Here is a 248-nt window from a genome sequence, read left to right on the forward strand (position 1 = left end):
GGCGGGTGGGCCAGCGCGTCTGCCTGCCCGGGATCCTCCGGTTCGGCCCGGTTGGGATGGCCGAACTCCGTGAAGGCTTCCGGGTCGTGGCTGTTCCCCTTGCGCAGTTCCGTGGGCGGGGCAACCTGCTTGCCCCCCACGTCGAGATGGGCCCTCCCCTTGGACATTCCCCGTGGCCAACAGCGGACCACCAACACCCTGGTGCCGGCCGCCTGCCTCTGAGCCACGTAGACCCTACGGACGTGCAC

1 protein-coding gene is annotated in these 248 nt (G+C 70.2%); it reads right to left on the reverse strand.

Annotation, left to right across the window (positions count from 1 at the left end; translation table 11 throughout):
• The coding region (locus KVT44_RS56545; protein WP_217577093.1) for a DUF488 domain-containing protein at positions 1-248 on the reverse strand (248 nt) is incomplete at its 3' end.

The sequence above is a fragment of the Streptomyces sp. GbtcB7 genome (assembly GCF_019091445.1).
GTDB classification, from domain to species: domain Bacteria; phylum Actinomycetota; class Actinomycetes; order Streptomycetales; family Streptomycetaceae; genus Streptomyces; species Streptomyces mirabilis.